This window comes from Microbacterium sp. SY138, from assembly GCF_039729145.1.
GTDB lineage: Bacteria > Actinomycetota > Actinomycetes > Actinomycetales > Microbacteriaceae > Microbacterium > Microbacterium maritypicum_A.
Genome location: NZ_CP155793.1, coordinates 2,445,573 through 2,463,137, shown reverse-complemented (window position 1 = coordinate 2,463,137; position 17,565 = coordinate 2,445,573). Strand labels below are relative to the sequence as shown.

The 17,565-nt window shown below is 69.2% G+C and carries 21 protein-coding genes; 12 read left to right on the top strand and 9 right to left on the bottom strand.

The window, feature by feature from the left end; all coding sequences use genetic code 11:
* Positions 1–2 precede the first annotated feature (2 nt).
* Positions 3–551 carry an XRE family transcriptional regulator gene (locus ABDC25_RS11690; RefSeq protein WP_347123033.1) on the bottom strand — a complete coding sequence of 183 codons (549 nt, stop codon included), beginning with the start codon at positions 549–551 and terminating at the stop codon, positions 3–5.
* A gap of 104 nt (positions 552–655) precedes the next feature.
* Between ABDC25_RS11690 and ABDC25_RS11685 the strand changes: the two genes are divergently transcribed.
* From ABDC25_RS11685 to ABDC25_RS11660, 6 genes are all read left to right on the top strand, one after another.
* Positions 656–1,378: an AzlC family ABC transporter permease gene (locus ABDC25_RS11685; protein WP_347123031.1), complete on the top strand. Its 723-nt coding sequence runs from the start codon at positions 656–658 to the stop codon at positions 1,376–1,378.
* A complete protein-coding gene (locus ABDC25_RS11680; RefSeq protein WP_021199608.1) occupies positions 1,375–1,689 on the top strand; it encodes an AzlD domain-containing protein in 315 nt (104 codons plus the stop codon). The genes ABDC25_RS11685 and ABDC25_RS11680 overlap by 4 nt, the downstream gene beginning before the upstream one ends.
* Positions 1,690–1,739: 50 nt before the next feature.
* Entirely contained in the window at positions 1,740–2,150 is a 411-nt protein-coding gene (locus ABDC25_RS11675) for a hypothetical protein (RefSeq protein WP_029260340.1), read from the top strand.
* A gap of 9 nt (positions 2,151–2,159) precedes the next feature.
* A complete protein-coding gene (gene fdxA, locus ABDC25_RS11670) occupies positions 2,160–2,480 on the top strand; it encodes a ferredoxin (RefSeq protein ID WP_021199610.1) in 321 nt (106 codons plus the stop codon).
* Positions 2,481–2,489: 9 nt separating this feature from the next.
* On the top strand, positions 2,490–3,602 hold the full coding sequence (gene dapC, locus ABDC25_RS11665) for a succinyldiaminopimelate transaminase (protein WP_347123029.1): 1,113 nt from the start codon (positions 2,490–2,492) through the stop codon (positions 3,600–3,602).
* Positions 3,603–3,793: 191 nt separating this feature from the next.
* Positions 3,794–5,083: a citrate synthase gene (locus ABDC25_RS11660; protein ID WP_046398932.1), complete on the top strand. Its 1,290-nt coding sequence runs from the start codon at positions 3,794–3,796 to the stop codon at positions 5,081–5,083.
* Between the two features lie 73 nt (positions 5,084–5,156).
* Here the strand turns inward: ABDC25_RS11660 and ABDC25_RS11655 are convergent, their stop codons facing one another.
* Positions 5,157–6,539 (bottom strand): DEAD/DEAH box helicase, encoded by a 1,383-nt coding sequence (locus tag ABDC25_RS11655; RefSeq protein WP_021199613.1) that lies wholly within the window; start codon positions 6,537–6,539, stop codon positions 5,157–5,159.
* A gap of 282 nt (positions 6,540–6,821) precedes the next feature.
* Positions 6,822–7,769 carry a 2,3,4,5-tetrahydropyridine-2,6-dicarboxylate N-succinyltransferase gene (gene dapD / locus ABDC25_RS11650; RefSeq protein WP_021199614.1) on the bottom strand — a complete coding sequence of 316 codons (948 nt, stop codon included), beginning with the start codon at positions 7,767–7,769 and terminating at the stop codon, positions 6,822–6,824.
* A gap of 65 nt (positions 7,770–7,834) precedes the next feature.
* On the opposite strand from dapD, the gene dapE reads away from it, so the two are divergent.
* The 3 genes from dapE (at position 7,835) to ABDC25_RS11635 (ending at position 10,375) form a co-directional block, all read left to right on the top strand.
* Positions 7,835–8,908: a succinyl-diaminopimelate desuccinylase gene (gene dapE / locus ABDC25_RS11645; protein ID WP_292761437.1), complete on the top strand. Its 1,074-nt coding sequence runs from the start codon at positions 7,835–7,837 to the stop codon at positions 8,906–8,908.
* Entirely contained in the window at positions 8,890–10,107 is a 1,218-nt protein-coding gene (locus ABDC25_RS11640) for a hypothetical protein (RefSeq protein WP_347123026.1), read from the top strand. Before dapE ends, ABDC25_RS11640 begins: the two co-directional genes overlap by 19 nt.
* A 94-nt stretch (positions 10,108–10,201) precedes the next feature.
* On the top strand, positions 10,202–10,375 hold the full coding sequence (locus ABDC25_RS11635) for a DUF3117 domain-containing protein (protein ID WP_017203323.1): 174 nt from the start codon (positions 10,202–10,204) through the stop codon (positions 10,373–10,375).
* Positions 10,376–10,461: 86 nt separating this feature from the next.
* Here ABDC25_RS11635 and ABDC25_RS11630 read toward each other — a convergent pair whose 3' ends face one another.
* Positions 10,462–11,100: a class I SAM-dependent methyltransferase gene (locus tag ABDC25_RS11630; protein WP_021199617.1), complete on the bottom strand. Its 639-nt coding sequence runs from the start codon at positions 11,098–11,100 to the stop codon at positions 10,462–10,464.
* Positions 11,101–11,189: 89 nt separating this feature from the next.
* On the opposite strand from ABDC25_RS11630, the gene ABDC25_RS11625 reads away from it, so the two are divergent.
* The gene (locus ABDC25_RS11625) at positions 11,190–11,597 is read left to right on the top strand and encodes a twin-arginine translocase TatA/TatE family subunit (RefSeq protein ID WP_021199618.1); all 408 of its coding nucleotides are present in this window, start codon (positions 11,190–11,192) and stop codon (positions 11,595–11,597) included.
* 47 nt (positions 11,598–11,644) lie between these two features.
* Here ABDC25_RS11625 and ABDC25_RS11620 read toward each other — a convergent pair whose 3' ends face one another.
* The 4 genes from ABDC25_RS11620 to ABDC25_RS11605 are packed head-to-tail and all read right to left on the bottom strand — an operon-like array spanning position 11,645 to position 15,094.
* Positions 11,645–12,139, bottom strand: coding sequence for a YcxB family protein (locus ABDC25_RS11620; protein WP_347123025.1), 495 nt, complete (start codon positions 12,137–12,139; stop codon positions 11,645–11,647).
* Between the two features lie 20 nt (positions 12,140–12,159).
* A complete protein-coding gene (locus tag ABDC25_RS11615; protein WP_347123024.1) occupies positions 12,160–13,281 on the bottom strand; it encodes an Mrp/NBP35 family ATP-binding protein in 1,122 nt (373 codons plus the stop codon).
* A complete protein-coding gene (locus ABDC25_RS11610) occupies positions 13,278–13,790 on the bottom strand; it encodes a DUF1003 domain-containing protein (RefSeq protein WP_029260330.1) in 513 nt (170 codons plus the stop codon). Before ABDC25_RS11610 ends, ABDC25_RS11615 begins: the two co-directional genes overlap by 4 nt.
* The gene (locus tag ABDC25_RS11605; RefSeq protein WP_029266737.1) at positions 13,790–15,094 is read right to left on the bottom strand and encodes a CBS domain-containing protein; all 1,305 of its coding nucleotides are present in this window, start codon (positions 15,092–15,094) and stop codon (positions 13,790–13,792) included. Before ABDC25_RS11605 ends, ABDC25_RS11610 begins: the two co-directional genes overlap by 1 nt.
* A gap of 85 nt (positions 15,095–15,179) precedes the next feature.
* On the opposite strand from ABDC25_RS11605, the gene ABDC25_RS11600 reads away from it, so the two are divergent.
* A complete protein-coding gene (locus ABDC25_RS11600; RefSeq protein WP_031207235.1) occupies positions 15,180–15,938 on the top strand; it encodes a general stress protein in 759 nt (252 codons plus the stop codon).
* A gap of 25 nt (positions 15,939–15,963) precedes the next feature.
* Positions 15,964–16,626 carry an alpha/beta family hydrolase gene (locus ABDC25_RS11595; RefSeq protein WP_021199624.1) on the top strand — a complete coding sequence of 221 codons (663 nt, stop codon included), beginning with the start codon at positions 15,964–15,966 and terminating at the stop codon, positions 16,624–16,626.
* A 21-nt stretch (positions 16,627–16,647) separates the two neighbouring features.
* On the opposite strand, the gene ABDC25_RS11590 is transcribed toward ABDC25_RS11595, so the two are convergent.
* A complete protein-coding gene (locus ABDC25_RS11590) occupies positions 16,648–17,556 on the bottom strand; it encodes a phosphotransferase (protein WP_347123022.1) in 909 nt (302 codons plus the stop codon).
* Between the last annotated feature and the right edge of the window lie 9 nt (positions 17,557–17,565).

Below are 17,565 nucleotides of genomic sequence, written 5' to 3'. Positions count from 1 at the left end.
GGTCAGCGGAGCTCGGATATGAGCACGGCGCTGGTTCCCGATGCGGTCGCCTCGAAGATGTGCGTGGCATCGCCGGGGTACGTGAGATAGTCGCCGGGGTTCAGCAGCACCGGTTCACCCGCCGGGCCGATCCGCGCCTGCCCGGTCATCAGGATCACGTGCTCGATCGTCCCGGGGTGATGAGGATCGGAACGGCGGGCATCGCCGGGCTCGGCCTGGATCAGGTAGATGTCACGGCGGGCTCCCGGCGGGCTCGCCGACAGCAGTGTCGCACTGTACGCCGCGGCGGAGGAGGGGACGCCGGCGAGATCGTCGGCGCGGATGAGCGTCGGTGCGTTCGCCTGCTGATCGACCAGCACGGCGAAGGGCACGCCCAGCGCGACGCCGAGAGCCCACAGCGTCTCGACGCTGGGGTTCCCGGCGCCGCTCTCGAGCTGGGAGACGGTCGCCTTGGAGATGCCGGCGCGTCGAGCGAGCTCGGAGACCGACAGGCCTGCGGTCTCTCGCTCCCGGCGCAGGGTGCGGGCGATACGTGTGCGGAGTTCCTCCATGTGTTCATCATGTCAAACGTTCGTTCGCTTGACTATCCGATCTCGACTGTTCAGAATTATGATCATGTGTTCAGTGGAGCGAACGACAATGCGCGGGATGCCTGATGACCGCGGAGCGTGAGGTCTGGCGCGAAGCGCTCGGGGTCGTCATCGCGACCAGTGCGTACGGTGTCTCGTTCGGTGCGCTCGCCGTGGCATCGGGCCTCGACGTCTGGCAGACCTGTGTGCTGAGTCTGCTGATGTTCACGGGCGGATCGCAGTTCGCCTTCGTGGGCGTCTTCACGGCCGGGGGGCTTGCGGCCCTGCCATCGGCGGTCGCTTCGGCGGCACTCCTCGGCGTCCGCAACGTCGCCTACGGCATGCGGATGTCATCGATCGTCGGGGGAGGTCCCGTCCGTAAGGCGGCGGCCGCCCATTTCACGATCGACGAGTCGACGGCGGTGGCGATATCGCAGGGCGACCCACGGCTGCGACAGGTCGGCTTCTGGGTGACCGGGATCGGCATCTTCGTCGGCTGGAACATCACCACCCTCATCGGAGCGCTGGTGGGGGATGTGCTCGGAGATCCTCGGACATGGGGGCTGGATGCGGCGGCAGCCGCCGCCTTTCTAGCTCTGCTCTGGCCTCGTCTCCAGCAGCGCCAGGCCATCGCGGTCGGCATCGCCGCGGCGGTCGTCGCCGCGGCCCTCACTCCGTTCCTGATGCCCGGCCTGCCCGTGCTCGTCGCCGCGGTCGTCGCTATCGCGGTCGGCTGGTTCAACTGGATGGGGCGTCCGACCGCGCCGGGCCGCCCATCGTCGGGTGCGGGGTCGGAGGTGAGCTCATGAGCCTGTGGAGCGCGATCCTCCTCGCAGCGTTGATCTGTCTGGCGCTGAAGGCCGCCGGCTACCTCGTTCCTCCCCGGGTGCTCGAGGCGCCACGCACGGCCCGCATCTCGGATCTTCTGACGGTCGCGCTGCTGGCCGCCCTCGTGGCCGTCCAGACCCTCGGCGATGGGCAGGCGATCATCGTGGATGCACGTGTGCCCGCACTGCTGGTCGCTGGTGGGCTCCTGTGGTTGCGGCAGTCGTTCCTCGTGGTCGTCGTGGCGGCCGCGCTGGTCGCCGCCCTGCTGCGCCTGTTCGGCCTCGCCGGCTGATGCTGCGCCCCTCCGCCTGTTCGGCGGGGCCTCGTCGGTAAGATCGACAGGTGCGCGTGAGCTGGATGTCGAGAGTGTTGTCATGGATCGCTGCCGCCCTGGTGGGCGGCGTCTACGGCATCGCCGGCACCATCAGCCACAGTGTGATGTGGGGCCCGATCCCGATCGGCATGATCGTGGCCGCCATCGCCTGCGCGGCCATCCTCGTCGCCGTCCGCGCTCTGACCCACGACAGGGGCGCGGCCGTGGCCGCCGGTCTCGGGATGATCGGCATGCTGGTGCTGATCTCCGGCGAAGGGCCCGGAGGGTCCGTCGTGGTCCCGGCCTCGTTCGCCGGACAGATCTGGACCTATCTGGTCGCCGGAATCGTGCTGCTGGTCGTCGCGTGGCCGTCCGTTCGGCGTCTTCCCGTTCGCACCGAGGGGCCAGCCGCGCAGGAACCCGAGCCCCGCGAGTCGTAGACTGAAGGGGTGACGTATGTGATCGCCCTCCCGTGCGTCGATGTCAAGGATCGCGCCTGCATCGACGAGTGCCCCGTTGACTGCATCTACGAGGGCGAACGCTCGCTCTACATCCACCCTGACGAGTGCGTCGACTGCGGTGCCTGCGAGCCGGTGTGCCCGGTCGAAGCCATCTACTACGAAGACGACCTTCCCGACGAGTGGCAGGACTACTACAAGGCCAACGTCGAGTTCTTCGACGAGATCGGGTCGCCCGGAGGCGCAGCCAAGGTCGGCGTGTACGCGTTCGACCACCCGATCATCGCCGCTCTCCCGCCGCAGGGCGAGTAGGCGCATTCCGTGAGCGTCCGCGACCTCGCCGACTACCCGTGGGATGCCGTCATCCCGTTCCGTGAGCGTGCCGCGCGGCATCCGGACGGTCTGATCGACCTCTCGGTCGGTTCTCCCGTCGACCCGACTCCCGAGATCATCCGGCGCGCACTGGCGGAAGCCACGGACGCCCATGCCTACCCGCAGACGGTCGGAACGCCGAGCCTGCGCGAAGCCATCGTCGAGTGGTACGCGCGACGCCGGGGGGTGCCCTACCTCCGTGTCGACAACGTTCTTCCCACGATCGGCTCGAAGGAGCTCGTCGCACTGCTGCCGACCCTGCTCGGTCTCGGCGACGGCGACATCGTCGTCCACCCCCGCGTGGCCTACCCGACCTATGAGGTGGGCGCCCGCGTCGTGGGGGCGACGCCGCTGCCCGCGGATGATCCGGAGGAGTGGCCGGAGGGTACGAAGCTCATCTGGATCAACACCCCGGGCAATCCGGACGGGCGCACCTGGACCGTGAGCGAACTCGCCGCCGCCGTCCGTCGTGCCCGTGAACTCGGTGCCGTGCTCGCGAGCGATGAATGCTACGCGGAACTCGGCTGGGACGGCGAGTGGGCGACCGAGCCGATCCCCTCCATCCTCGACCCGCGGGTGACGGACGGGAGTCGAGCGAACCTGCTCAGCGTGTACTCCTTGAGCAAGCAATCGAACCTCGCCGGGTACCGCGCAGCCTTCGTGGCCGGATGCGCACGCATCGTCGGCGAGCTTCTCACGGCGCGCAAGCACCTCGGTCTCATGCCGCCGGCGCCGGTGCAGCACGCGATGGCGGTCGCCCTCGGCGACGACGAGCACGTGGCGGAGCAGAAGGAGCTCTACCGCGTCAGGCGCGACGCCCTGCGTCCTGCTCTGGAGGCCGCGGGCTTCCGCATCGACGGCTCCGAGGCAGGACTCTATCTCTGGGTGACGGAGGGGCGCGATGCCTGGGAGTCGATGGAGCGACTCGCCGCTCTCGGCATCCTCGCCGGTCCCGGGCCCTTCTACGGTGCCGACTCCGGGGAGCACGTCCGGCTGGCGCTCACGGCGCCGACCGCGCACGTCAGAGAGGCGGCGCGCCGACTCTCTGACGGCGATATATAGGTTCTCTCCCTGAAATGGGCTTCCCTTTGGCGGATGTCACAGTAGGCCTGCGCGACTACTAGGCTGTAAAGGCGATTCGGTCGTGACCCGACCTGGCGCTTCAGCGCCGTGAGATCGCCAGTTCAGGCTTGATCAAGATCTTGTCCGACAGCACCGCGACGAGCGGGCTCGGACACTACGAGGAGGTCCGCGTGAGTGCAGCGGCAGACCAGACGGCGAAGCTGACGATCGGCGACACGACCGCCGAATTCCCGGTGCTGCGCGGCACGGCGGGGCACGACAGCATCGATTTCTCCACGCTGACGCGGCAGACGGGGTACACGGGCCTGGACTACGGGTTCGTGAACACGGCCTCCACGAAGTCCGAGATCACGTTCATCGACGGCGACAAGGGCATCCTGCGGTATCGCGGGTATCCGATCGAGCAGCTCGCGGGCTCCACCAGCTACCTCGAGGTGGCCTGGCTGCTCATCTACGGCGAGCTGCCGTCCGCCTCCGAACTCGCGGAGTTCGACGAGAAGATCCGTCGCCACACTCTGCTGCACGAAGACCTCAAGCGCTTCTTCTCGGCGCTGCCGCACACGGCGCACCCGATGTCCGTGCTGTCTTCGGCGGTCGCCGCGCTGTCGACGTACTACGAAGGTCAGACCGACCCGCACAACCCGGAGCACGTCGAGCTGAACATGGTGCGCATGCTCGCCAAGCTCCCCGTGATCGCGGCGTACGCGCACAAGAAGAGCGTGGGCCAGGCCTTCCTCTACCCGGACAACTCGCTGAGCTTCGTCGACAACTTCCTGAAGTTGAACTTCGGTGTGCACAGCGAGGAGTACGAGGTCAACCCGGTGATGTCGAAGGCTCTCGAGCTGCTCCTCATCCTGCACGAAGACCACGAGCAGAATGCCTCGACGTCGACCGTCCGCCTGGTCGGTTCCACCGGTGCGAACCAGTTCGCCTCGGTCTCGGCCGGCATCCAGGCGCTCTCCGGCCCGCTGCACGGCGGTGCGAACGAGGCCGTGCTGACGATGCTCGGGCAGATCCGCGACTCCGGCCAGAGTGTCTCGCGTTTCGTCGAGCGGGTGAAGAACAAGGAAGAGGGCGTGAAGCTGATGGGCTTCGGGCACCGGGTGTACAAGAACTACGACCCGCGCGCCAAGCTCGTCAAGGACGCGGCCGACGAGGTGCTCTCGTCGCTGGGTGTCACCGACCCGCTGCTCGACCTCGCGAAGGAGCTCGAAGAGCTCGCGCTGGCCGACGACTACTTCCGCGAGCGTCGCCTGTACCCGAACGTCGACTTCTACACCGGTGTCATCTACAAGGCCATGGGCTTCCCGACCCGTATGTTCACGGTGCTGTTCGCCATCGGGCGCCTGCCCGGTTGGCTCGCGCAGTGGCGTGAGCTGCAGCTCGACCCCCAGACCAAGATCGGCCGCCCCCAGCAGCTGTACACGGGGTCGCCCGAGCGGTCCTTCCCGACGCGCTGAGCTCCGGACCAGAAAGCGCCCCCTCCGTCGAGACGGAGGGGGCGCTTTTCTGCGTGAGTGCTGCCGGCCGGTGTCAGCGGCCCTGTGAACTGCGGCCGCCCTGGCGGGACTGGTTGCTCTGCGTGGAGTACCCGCCGCCCTGACCATTGCCGGATGCGCCGGAGCGGGGACGACGACGGCGACGCGACGGCGGGTTCGCCGCACCGTTTCTCTCGCCGCCCGCGGGGCGCTGCTTCGACGACTGTCGCTGCTGCTGCGGAGCCTGCACGGGCGCCGGACGCACGTGAGGTGCGCGCTCGGGAACCAGCGCGGTGACGGCAGCGGCCGTGACATCTTCCAGCGGGGCCGAGATGGCGGCCTTGCGCAGGAGGTCCTTGACGTCACGGCGCTGCTCGGGGAGCACGACCGTGACGACGGTGCCTGCGGCCCCGGCGCGGGCCGTGCGGCCGGAACGGTGCAGGTACGCCTTGTGCTCGACGGGCGGGTCGACGTGGACGACGAGATCGACGTTGTCGACGTGCACGCCACGGGCGGCGACATCGGTGGCGACGAGCACGCGCACTCCACCGTCTTCCGGGGCCGCGGAGAAGGCACCGAGGTTGCGTTCGCGGGCGTTCTGCGAGAGGTTGCCGTGCAGGTCGACCGCGGGGATCCCCGCGGCGGTGAGCTGCTTCGCGAGCTTCTTCGCCTGGTGCTTGGTGCGGGTGAAGAGGATGCGACGACCGGTGCCCGAGGCGAGCTCACGCACGAGGGCCGTCTTGTTGTCGGCCGAGTCGACGACCAGGACGCGGTGCGTCATCTCGCCGACGGGCACGCTCTCCTCGTCGACCTCATGGCTGACCGCGTTCGAGAGGAAGCGGCGGGCGAGGGTGTCGATGCCGCGGTCCAGCGTGGCGCTGAACAGCAGGCGCTGCCCACCGGCCGGCGTGGCCGTGAGGATGCGGGTGACGCCGGGGAGGAAGCCGAGGTCGGCCATGTGGTCGGCCTCGTCGAGCACGGTGACCTCGATCGCACTCAGGCGCACGACCTGCTGCTTCATGAGGTCTTCGAGTCGACCGGGGCAGGCCACGACGATGTCGACGCCGCCGCGAAGCGCCTGCTCCTGCGGGCGCTGGCTGACCCCGCCGAAGACGGTCGTGACGCGCAGGCCTGCGGCCTCCGCGAGCGGCGCGATGGTCGCGGCGATCTGGGTCGCGAGTTCACGGGTGGGCGCGAGGACGAGTCCGCGCGGAAGGCCGGCGCGACGCTGACCGCCCGAGGCGGCGAGGCGTGCGACGAGCGGCAGAGCGAAGGCGATGGTCTTGCCGCTTCCCGTGCGTCCACGGCCCAGGAGGTCGCGTCCGGCGAGGGAGTCGGGAAGGGTATCGCGCTGGATGGCGAATGCCTCGGTCTTGCCGGAATCGGCGAGAACGGCGGCGAGCTCGGCAGGAACGCCGAGTTCAAGGAAAGTAGACATGCAGAAACTCCGTCAGCGCACGAGTGAACGGCGCGAGATAGGGGGTGAGGTGGGCGACGGCGCAGGAATTGCGCATCGGTTCGCCGTTCGAAAGGCCAGCTCATGCTGGTGGTGGGAGCAGTTCCGCTCGCTTCGGTCCTCGGAGACCCCGTGACGACGACGATGTTGCGGGACCGGCGGTACGCGCAACGATGTCAGTCTACCAGTGCGCGCATGCCGTCGGCTGCATGTCGCCTCCCGCGCGGGTCGTCGGCTCCGCGGAGACGGGCCGGAAGACTGCTCTCAGGCGTGCAGAGCCTCGTTCAGGGTCACTCCGACACCGGCGCGACGGACGGCTTCCACCGCACCGCTGAGCGAGTTGCGGCGGAAGAGCAGGCCGTCCTGACCGGAGAGCTCCGCACCCTTGACGGTCTTGCGCCCGCCGTCGGCGGTCACGGGTCCGTCGACGAGGACGATCTTGGTGCCTGCGGTGACGTAGAGCCCCGCTTCGACGACACAGTCGTCACCGAGCGAGATGCCGATGCCCGCATTCGCGCCGAGCAGGGTGCGGGCGCCGATCGACACCCGATGCGTTCCACCACCCGAGAGGGTGCCCATGATGGAGGACCCTCCGCCGATGTCGCTGCCGTCTCCGACGACCACACCCTGCGAGATGCGGCCCTCGACCATCGATGCGCCCAGTGTGCCGGCATTGAAGTTGACGAATCCCTCGTGCATGACGGTCGTGCCGGGGGAGAGGTACGCCCCCAGGCGCACGCGGGAGGCATCGGCGATGCGGACGCCCGCCGGCTGCACATAGTCGGTCAGGCGGGGGAACTTGTCGAGCCCCTGCACCTGGATGCCCGCGCGCTGGAGCTGCGGGCGCAGGCGGGCGGCGTCAGCGGGGAGGACGGGCCCGGCGTTGGTCCAGGCGACATTCGGAAGGTGTCCGAAGACGCCGTCGAGGTTCAGCTCGTTCGGGCGCACGACGAGATGCGACAGGGCATGCAGGCGCAGATAGGCGTCGGCGGTGGAGGCCGGTGCCGTGTCGAGGTCGATCTGCAGCTGCACCACCTCGATCGTGACGTCGCGTCGTTCGTCGCTCCCCGCGAGGGGTTCGAGCGCAGCGACAGCCACCTCGTCGGTCGTGACCGCACCGGTGTGCACCTCGGGGTACCAGGCGTCGAGAACCGTGCCGTCCCCGGCGATGGTGGTCAGGCCGATACCCCATACGGTGCGTGCGTCGCTCATCCCTCCACGCTATCGCGCTCCCGGGGCGACGACCGCACTCATGACAGGGTAAGTAGGCTGGACCCATGGTGCTCGATCTGACCGCGTCCTCCGTCGACCTCACCCGTGCGATCTGCGACATCCCGAGCGTCTCCGGCGACGAGAAGACACTCGCCGATGCGATCGAGGCCGCAGTGTCCCCGCTCGACCATCTGGAGGTCTTCCGCCACGGGAACACGATCGTCGCCCGCACCGACCGCGGCCGGGCACAGCGCGTCGCCATCGCCGGTCACATCGACACCGTGCCGATCAATGCGAACCTGCCCACGCGCGACATCGAGATCGAAGGAGTCCCCCATCTCTGGGGTCGCGGCACCGTGGACATGAAAGCGGGCACCGCCGTGCAGCTGAAGCTCGCGGCCGAGCTGACCGACCCCGCGATCGACATCACGTGGATGTGGTACGACAACGAGGAGATCGAGGCGTCGAAGAACGGTCTCGGTCTGCTCGCCGCCGTGCGTCCCGACCTGTTCGAGGCGGACTTCGCGATCCTCGGCGAGCCGTCCAACGGTGAGGTGGAAGGCGGTTGCAACGGAACGCTCCGTGCGATCGTGCGCACCACCGGGGTGCGTGCTCACAGCGCGCGTGCCTGGATCGGCGAGAACGCGATCCACCGCGCGGCGCCCGTCCTCACGCGTCTGGCGGAGTACCGCGCCAAGGAGGTGCTGGTCGAGGGGCTGCTGTACCGCGAGAGCTTGAGCGCCGTGCGCATCGCGGGCGGCGTCGCGGGGAACGTCATCCCCGACGCCTGCGAGGTGGAGGTCAACTACCGGTTCGCGCCGAGCAAGTCTGCGGCCGATGCCGAGGCTCACCTCCGCGGAGTCCTCGCCGGCTTCGACGTCGAGATCACGGATGCCGCCGAGGGGGCGCGTCCCGGGCTCGACGCCGAGATCGCGAAGCAGTTCGTGGCGGCGGTCGGCGCCGAGCCGCGCCCGAAGTACGGGTGGACCGACGTCGCGCGATTCTCCGCGCTCGGGATCCCGGCTGTGAACTACGGGCCCGGCGACCCGCACCTCGCCCACCACGATGAGGAGCGTGTACCCCTCGCGCAGATCGACGCCGTGGAGCGGGGCCTGCGCGCATGGCTCACCTCGCACTGAGCGCAACGCGCCGCTGGGCGAAGGCGCCGGTCGCCGTGCGCGTGGCCGTCGTCTACCTCGGAGCCCGGGTCGTCACGACGGTGTTCCTGGTCATCGCCGCCTCACTGTCGACCTCGTCCTCGCGGTTCGGCGCGGAGGCGGGGCTCATCGATTTCGTCCTCGGCTGGGACGCGCAATGGTACTGGTTGGTCGCCGAGAACGGCTACCCGACGGATCTGCCCCTCACCGACTCGGGTGACGTCGCCGAGAACGCCTGGGCGTTCATGCCGGTGTTCGCATATGCGGCCAAGGGGATCGGCGTACTGCTCGGGTCCTGGGGTGCCGGTGCGCTCCTGCTCTCGCTCGTCGCCGGGTACCTGGCCTGTCTCGCGCTTCACCGCCTGCTTCGTGATCGCATCGGCAACTCCGCGGCGACGTGGGCCGTCGTATTCTTCGCGGCGGGACCGATCGCGGCGATGTTCCAGGTGGGGTATGCCGAGACGCTGTTCCTGCTGCTGCTGTTCCTCGCCCTCGATGCGACGACGCGGCGCACCTATGCCTGGCTGTACATCCTCATCCCCGTGATGGCCTTCACACGACCCGGTGTCCTGGCCTTCGCCCTGTTCCTCGGGCTGCACGGACTGCTGCGGTGGATACGACGTCGGCAGGATCCGCTCACCGGGCGCGAGATCGCACACATCCTCGCGCTCGGCGCGCTCGCGACTCTGTCCGGTTTCGCCTGGCAGGTGATCGCCGGCATCGCGACGGGGGATCCCGGTGCGTATCTCGCGACCGAGCTCGCGTGGCGCCAGCACTGGATCACCGGCGGAGTCGAGGGTTTCATCCCGTTCGAAGGGTGGATCCAGGCATCGCAGTTCTGGTTCGCCCTCTGGGGGATGCCGCAGTGGTGGGGGCCGATCGTGCTGGTGCTGTCGGTGGTCGGCGCTGCTGCCGCACTCCTCTTCTCTCCGCAGGTGCGCGCTCTGGGCGCCGACATCCGTCTGTGGAGTGCGAGCTACCTGCTGTATCTGCTCGCGGTGTTCTTTCCGCAATCGAGCACGTTCCGCCTGCTTCTCCCCCTGAGCCCGCTCTGGGGAGCGGTCGCGGTGCCGCGATCGCGGCTCTGGCGTGTCGGCGTGCTGGCCGCATGTCTCCTCGGGCAATGGTTCTGGATCTACCACGTGTATGCGCTCGGAAGCACGTTCTGGCAGGTGCCGTGAGGGTGAAGCTCGACCCAATTGTTGCTCCGTGACCTCCAGGTCCCGGTGACACCCGATAAACTCATCCCATACCACCGGAGGAAAGGGAGCCACGATGGCAGCGATGAAGCCGAGGACCGGAGACGGACCTATGGAAGCCGTGAAAGAAGGACGACTCATCATCGTGCGCGTTCCACTCGAAGGCGGCGGCCGCCTGGTCGTCTCCGTGAACGACGCCGAGGCCAAGGAGCTTCACGACGTGCTTGCCGCCGTCGTGGCACCGGCCTGATCGACCTGGGGTCCGCGTCGGCGGATCCGAAAGGGCGATGGATCCTCGGATCCATCGCCCTTTTCGCACTGTCTCGAGCCGCGCGGTCAGCCGCGTTCGGCGAGACTGATCAGCTGCAGCAGACCTTCGCCGGCGGGGGAGACCGTGGCGAGGACCGCCGAGGATTCCTGCGTCTCCTGCACGAGGGACCGGTAGGCGGAAGTGATCTCGTCGCGCTGGACCGGATCGGCGACGCGACCGCCGGCGAGCACGCGGGGCACGAGCACGAGTCCGCCGGTGCGCGCGAGACGCAGACCGTGTTCGACGTACTCGATGACATGCTCGGGGTCGGCGTCGACCAGCACGATGTCGTAGGAGTTCTCGTTCATGCGGGGGAGAACGTCGATCGCGCGGCCCGTGATGAAGCGGGCTCGGGTGGACGGCACCTTGGCATCGGAGAAGGCCTGTCGCGCCGCGGCGAGGTGCTCCGGTTCGTTGTCGATCGAGGTGAGGACCGCCTGGGGTGCGCCGCGCAGCAGCCAGAGACCGGAGACTCCGGCACCGGTGCCGATCTCGACGATGGAGCGGGCCGAGGTCGCGGCCGCGAGCACGGCGATCTGCGAACCCACGGCGGCGCTGATCGGCATCGCTCCCAGTTCGACCGCATGCGCGCGTGCGCGGCTGATGGCGTCGGGTTCCACGATGGACTCGCGCAGGAAACGCGCGTTCGCGTCATGCTCGCTCATGGCCTGTTTCTCCCTGCCTGACTGTGATCCTCTCCAGAGTATTCGGTCGGCGAGTGCGGGGACCGCAGGCGCGGCGGTAGCCTGTAGAGATGACGTTCGGGCTCACCTTCGAGAAGCTGTTGCTGATCGGCCTCATCGCGGTTCTGATCATCGGCCCCGAACGTCTCCCGCGAGCCGCGGAGAGCTTCTCGCGCATGGTCCGCAAGGCCGGCGAGTATCTGCGCGCGACCAAGTCGAGGGTGCGCGAGGAGATGGGGCCGGAGATCGACGACGTCGACTGGCGCAAGCTCGACCCGCGCCAGTACGACCCGCGCCGGATCATCCGCGATGCGCTCATGGAAGAGCCCCAGCCGGCGACCCCGCTGCAGGCGGCCCAGACCATCGCGGAGCCGATCGCCGGAGCTGCGGCCGCGGCGACCACGGCTCCCGCGACCCGAGCCGTTCCGCAGGAGTTCAGTGCGTCGAACCGCCCTCCCTTCGACGCCGAAGCCACCTGACGGGAACGCTCGCCGATCGAGCACGCAGGGCTCTGCGCGCTCGGCGCCTAGGAGATCTTCGAGCGGAGGGTGGCGATGTCGTCGTCCGTGAGCAGGCCACGAGGGATCGCGGTCGCGGCCGAGGTGTCTCGCAGCTTCAACAGCACGGCGTCCTTGCCCACTCGCATCCTCTGGAAGGTGCGGTAGGCGATGTCGGAGCGACGACGGCCGCTGCCCATCTGCAGGCTGTCCTCTTCCAGCGATGCCCACACGACGGTTCCGACGGGCATCGCGATCCGGACGGCGGTTCGCGCGCCCGATACGGACATCACGACGGCGAAACCCGCGAGCGCGACGATGATGACCGGCATCCATCCTGCTCCGAAGGGGCCCTGTTCCCCCGGACGGACGGGCGTGCCGAGGTTGAGGATGCTGAGCACGAGGGCTGCGGCGAGGGCGACCCACATGACGAGGGCTGCGGGTCGGGTCAGCGAGTAGATCGCTGCATCCCGAGCCATTCGTCGCAGCAGACCCTCATCGACGGTCAGAGAGCGGGGAGGCATCGGTCCATCTTCCCACGCGTTCAGGTGAGCGACATCGGCAGCGATCGACCGGAGAGGCCCCTGCCCCGCCGCGCCAGGGTGCTCGCGAGGTCGCGGATGGTCGTCGCCGCGACATCGTCGCTCTCGGTGGAGACGACCGGCTCGCCCGCGTCTCCGCCCTCGCGCAGAGCGGGGCTCAGGGGGATCGAGGCCAACAGTGGCACAGGGACTCCCGGTTCGGAGAGAGCCTCCGATACGGCGGCGCCTCCGCCCGAGCCGAACATGTCGATGACCGTTCCATCGGGCAGTGTGTACGCCGCCATGTTCTCGATGACGCCGATCACGCGCTGACCCGTCTGACGCGCGACGAGACCGCTGCGGATCGCCACCTCGGCGGCAGCGGTCTGCGGGGTGGTCACGACGAGCACTTCCGCATGGGGGAGGAGCTGGCCGATCGAGATCGCGATGTCGCCCGTCCCCGGCGGCATGTCGATGAGGAGGACGTCGAGGTCGCCGAAGAAGACGTCGGTGAGGAACTGCGAGACCGTGCGGTGCAGCATCGGCCCACGCCACGCCACCACCGATTCGCCGTCGCGGAGGAACATCCCGATCGAGATCGTCTTCACGCCGTGCGCGACCGGGGGGAGCATCAGGTCGTCGATGCGCGTCGGCTGCGTGCCCGCAGGGATGCCGAGGAGCCCGGGGATCGAGAACCCGTGCACGTCGGCGTCGACGAGACCGACGGACAGACCCTGCGCGGCGAGTGCGACGGCAAGGTTCGCGGTGACGGTGGACTTGCCCACACCCCCCTTGCCGCTGGAGACGAGGATCACACGGGTGAGGGAATCGGGCCCGAACGGCATGTGGCGTGCGGGCCTCCCGGCGCGGAGTCTCTCGGTGAGAGCCTTGCGTTCTGCCGGCGTCATCACGCCGACCTCGACGTCCACCTCCGCGATGCCCGGAACGGACGCCGCGGCATCGCGGACGTCCGACTCGATCCGCGCCGCCGCTGGACAGCCGACGATCGTGAGGACGATGCCGACGCGGGCTCGACCGCCGTCGACGGAGATGTCCCGGACCATGTCGAGATCCCCGATGGGTCGACGGAGCTCGGGATCCGTCACCGCGGCGACAGCCGCGCGGACACGCTCCGCCGCGGTCACGACGCGGCGCCGGATCGGGGCTTCTCCGGCGCGTCTTCGAGCTCGGCGAGAAGGGCTTTGAGCTCCTGGCGCAGCACGTCGCGCGTGACGACCTGCGAATTGCGCTCTTCGAGCGACATGCGCAGAGCCACGATCTCGCGGGCCAGGTACTCGGTGTCGGCCAGGTTGCGCTCCGCACGCTGGCGGTCCTGCTCGATCTGAACCCGGTCGCGGTCGTCCTGACGATTCTGCGCGAGCAGGATGAGCGGTGCGGCGTATGAGGCCTGCAGGGAGAGCATCAGGGTCAGTGCCGTGAAGCCGAGGGCGGCGTCGTCGAAGCGCAGCTCGTCGGGCATCAGCGTGTTCCAGACGATCCAGACCACACAGAACAGGCTGAGGATCAGCAGGAACGCGGGGGTCCCCATCGCGCGAGCCACCCACTCCGTGAAGCGCCCGAAGCGGTCGCGAGACGTCGCCCGGGGCCGTGTCGTGGTGCGGCCCGGCGCATCGAGGCGCGGAGAGCGGGGCATCAGCGCGTCTCCTTCGTCGGGGCGGCGGGGGTGGATCCAGGGACGGTGCTCGCAGCGGGGGAGGTGTCCTCGCTGTCATGCGAACGCCAGTCGTCCGGAAGGAGGTAGTCGAGGACGTCGTCGATGCTGATCGCTCCGACGAGGCGATGCGCCGCATCGATCACGGGGAGCGAGACGAGGTCGTAGCTCGCCAGCAGCCGTGCCACCTCGGCGGCGGAAGCGGTCACGGGCACGGGCTCGAGGCTGTCGTCGAGGATCGCGCCGAGTCGCTCATGCGGCGGGTAGCGCAGCATCCGCTGGAAGTGCACGAGCCCGAGCAGGCGCCCGGTCGGAGTCTCGAACGGCGGGAGGGTGACGAACACCGCGGCGGCCAGCGCGGGGTGCAGTTCGTGGCGGCGGATCAGCGCGAGCGCCTCGGCGACTGTGGCGTCGGCCGAGAGGATGATCGGCTCAGGCGTCATCAGACCGCCGGCGGTGTCCGGGCCGTAGCGCAGCAGCATCCTGACGTCTTCGGCTTCTTCCGGCTCCATGAGCTCCAGAAGCTGCTCCAGGCGGTCAGGCGCCAGCTGGGCGAGCAGGTCGGCCGCGTCGTCCGGTTCCATCTGGTCGAGGATGTCGGCGGCGCGTTCGTCTCCCAGACGGTCGAGGATGTGCACCTGTTCGTCTTCGGGCATCTCCTCGAGGGCATCGGCAAGGCGGTCGTCCGACAGCTCTTCGGCCACCTCGATCATGCGCTGCTGCGGAAGGTCGAGAAGCGTGTTGGCGAGATCGGCGGCGTGCAGCTCGGAGTACGAGGCGACGAGCTGCTCAGCCGACTGCGACTCACCGGGAGCGCGTTGCTCGGCGACCTCGCTCCATGCCGCGAACGTCGTCGGACCCTTCGCGAACGGGGAGGCACTGGTCTTCGGTCGGCGGAGGAAGAGCTGGCTGATCGCCCATTCGCCGAGGCGGTTCGGTTCGATCGCGATGTCCTCGATGACCGCGGTACCGCTGCCATCGACGAAGCTCACGCGTCGTCCCAGCATCTCGGCGAGCACGCGCACCTCGCCGGCGCGCGGGGAGAACCGCCGCACGTTGATCAGGCCCGTGGTGATGACCTGGCCGGAACGGATCGAGGTGACGCGTCCGATCGAGAGGAACACGTGGCGTCGTCCCGGGATCTCCACGACCAGACCGATGACGCGGGGCGCCGCGGTACTTCGATACACGACGACGACATCTCGGACCTTGCCGAGCCGGTCGCCGACGGGATCGAAGACGGCGCACCCGGCAAGGCGCGCGGCGAAAACCCGTTGTGTGCTCACTTCTCCAGCGTAGTCGGCGGCTCGCGTCTCCGGCGGGTCGGCCGTGCCTCGGGCCGTCCGACGGCACGCGTGGAAGAATAGCCGGATGAGCATGCTGAACCGGCCCGCGAGCGGCACAGACACCGGCGAGATCGTCGCGTCGATGCGCGACTACGAGAGCGCGCAGAAGACGGTCTCGAAGCTGATCGCGGGGGAGGTGCCGGCGCGCGACATCGCCATCGTCGGTCAGAGCGTGCGCACGGTCGAACGCGTGACCGGCAAGCTCGGCTACGCCGCCGCCGCGCGCTCCGGGGCGATCAACGGTGTGTTGATCGGGCTCTTCCTCGCCGCCATCCTCGTGCTCGGCAACCCGGAGGTGCCGATCCAGCTCTTCCTCGGCTTCGTCCTCATCGGTGTCGCGGTCGGGATGATCCTCAGCCTGGTCACCTACGCGATCGTCCGTCGCCGGCGCGACTTCGCCAGCGTCACGCAGTTCGCGGCCGATCACTACGAGGTCACCGTGCTGTCCTCGTCGCTGGGCAAGGCCCGGCAGGTCCTCGGCGCGAACAAAGTGGCGCCCGTGCGACCGCCGGTCAACCTCGACGAGCCGCCGCGCTACGGCGAGCGGATCACGCCCGGCGCGACCTCGCCTGAGCCCGCCCCGGCACCCGGGGATCCCGTGATCCCGCCGCGCCCGGCCGACCCCGTCGCACCGCCGGTCGCCGACCCGGTCGCCGACCCCGAACCCGAGACGACGCCCGAGCCCGGGTCCGCATCGGCGGGGACCGCTGCTCCGTCGACCGTGGCCCCGGTCGAGCCGGACGCCGCTCCCGGCACTGACGGCATCCAGGGCGAACGGGCATGACGGCGGCCTCCCCGCTCTCCGTCTGATGGTCGAGATCCAGGTCGCGCTCCCGACGGGACTCACCGCCGTGTCCGCCGACTGGACAGTCGGTGACAACGGGGTGACGGTGATCGTGGCCCACGGTGCAGGGACCGGCAAGGACCATCCGTTCCTCACCGGCTACGTCGATGCGCTGAGCGCGATGGGCTTCTCGACCCTCCGTTTCAACTTCCCGTATGTGGAGCAGGGGCGACGGATGCCGGGACCCGCCGCGCATGCGATCGCCACATGGAACGCCGTCGCGGCCTTCGCACGCGAGTCCGATCCCTCGGCGACCCTGTGGGCGACGGGCAAATCGTACGGCGGACGCATGGCGTCGATGGCGGTCGCCGAGGGCATGCGTGTCGACGGTCTCGTCTACCTCGGGTACCCGTTGCATCCGCCCGGACGTCCGGAGAAGCCACGGGTCGAGCATCTGCCGGGGATCACGGTCCCGCAGCTGTTCGTGGAGGGGACGAACGATCCCTTCATCCAGCCGATCTCGCAGTTCGAGGAGGCGATCGCGACCTGTCGGGATGCGCGCGTCGTCTGGATCGACGGAGGAGGACACACCTTCGAGGTGAAGGGCCGCAAACGCCCCGCCGCGGAGATCGGGGCCGCACTCGCCCCGATCGTGGCGGAGTTCGCCCTCGGCGGCGCGGAGGAGTGAGGGCCTCGGTCGGACGCCCCCTCAGTCGATGAGCCTCGACAGCTCCTCATCCGCGAGCACGCGCCCCACGGTCGAGATGCCCAGTGCGCTCATCCGCGGGTTCGATTCCGCGTAATACCATCCGAGCCCGAGCGCCTGCTGCAGCGCCCATCCCGCGCCGCGCCGCCACTCAAGGTCGTCGACAGCCAGGCCTTCGCGGAGCAGGTGTCGTCCCGGCGCGTCGAAGAGGTGCCAGGCGGCGACCAGGTCGAGTGCGGGATCCGCGGGACCGAAGTCACCGCCGTCGAGCACACCGGCCAGACGGGTATCGCCCTCGTGCTCCGCGACGAGGAGATTGAACGGCGTGAGGTCCCGGTGGCTCATCACCGGAGCGCTGGCGGACGGGAGCTCGCGCAGCACCGACCAGAGCCGCCCTGCGCGGGCCGCATCGAAGAGATGCGCACTCCGCCTCAGGCACGTCGCGACCCATTCGTCGTGGTCTCCGAGGTCTCCGCCCCGGCCCCTGCCGTCGAACACACGGTCGCGCACGTCGACGGCGCGCAGCGCCCGGATGAGGGCGACCAGGTCGTGCGCGAGCGTCTCGGACGTGGAGGAGAGCACAGGATCCGCCGGGTCACCCTCGACCCACGTCTGCACAGCCCAGGCCGAGTCGAACTCCTCCGACGCGGAGGCCGTGCCGTAGGAGCGCGGCGCGGGGAACGGGCTCGACGCCGCGAACTCCTCGAGTGCTGCGGCCTCGCGGACGAGCTCGTGCGCCGCTGCACCGAGGAGGGGGAAGCGGGCGACGAGTCCGTCGCCCACCCGGATGATCCTGTTCACCGTGCCCGTCATGGGGACCGGTCGCAGGGTCTCGCCACCGAGCTCGGGGAAGCGGCGCGCGATCAGGTGCGCCGCGACCTCGGTCTCGAGTGCGAGCTCGCCCTCATGCATCCGTCGGTG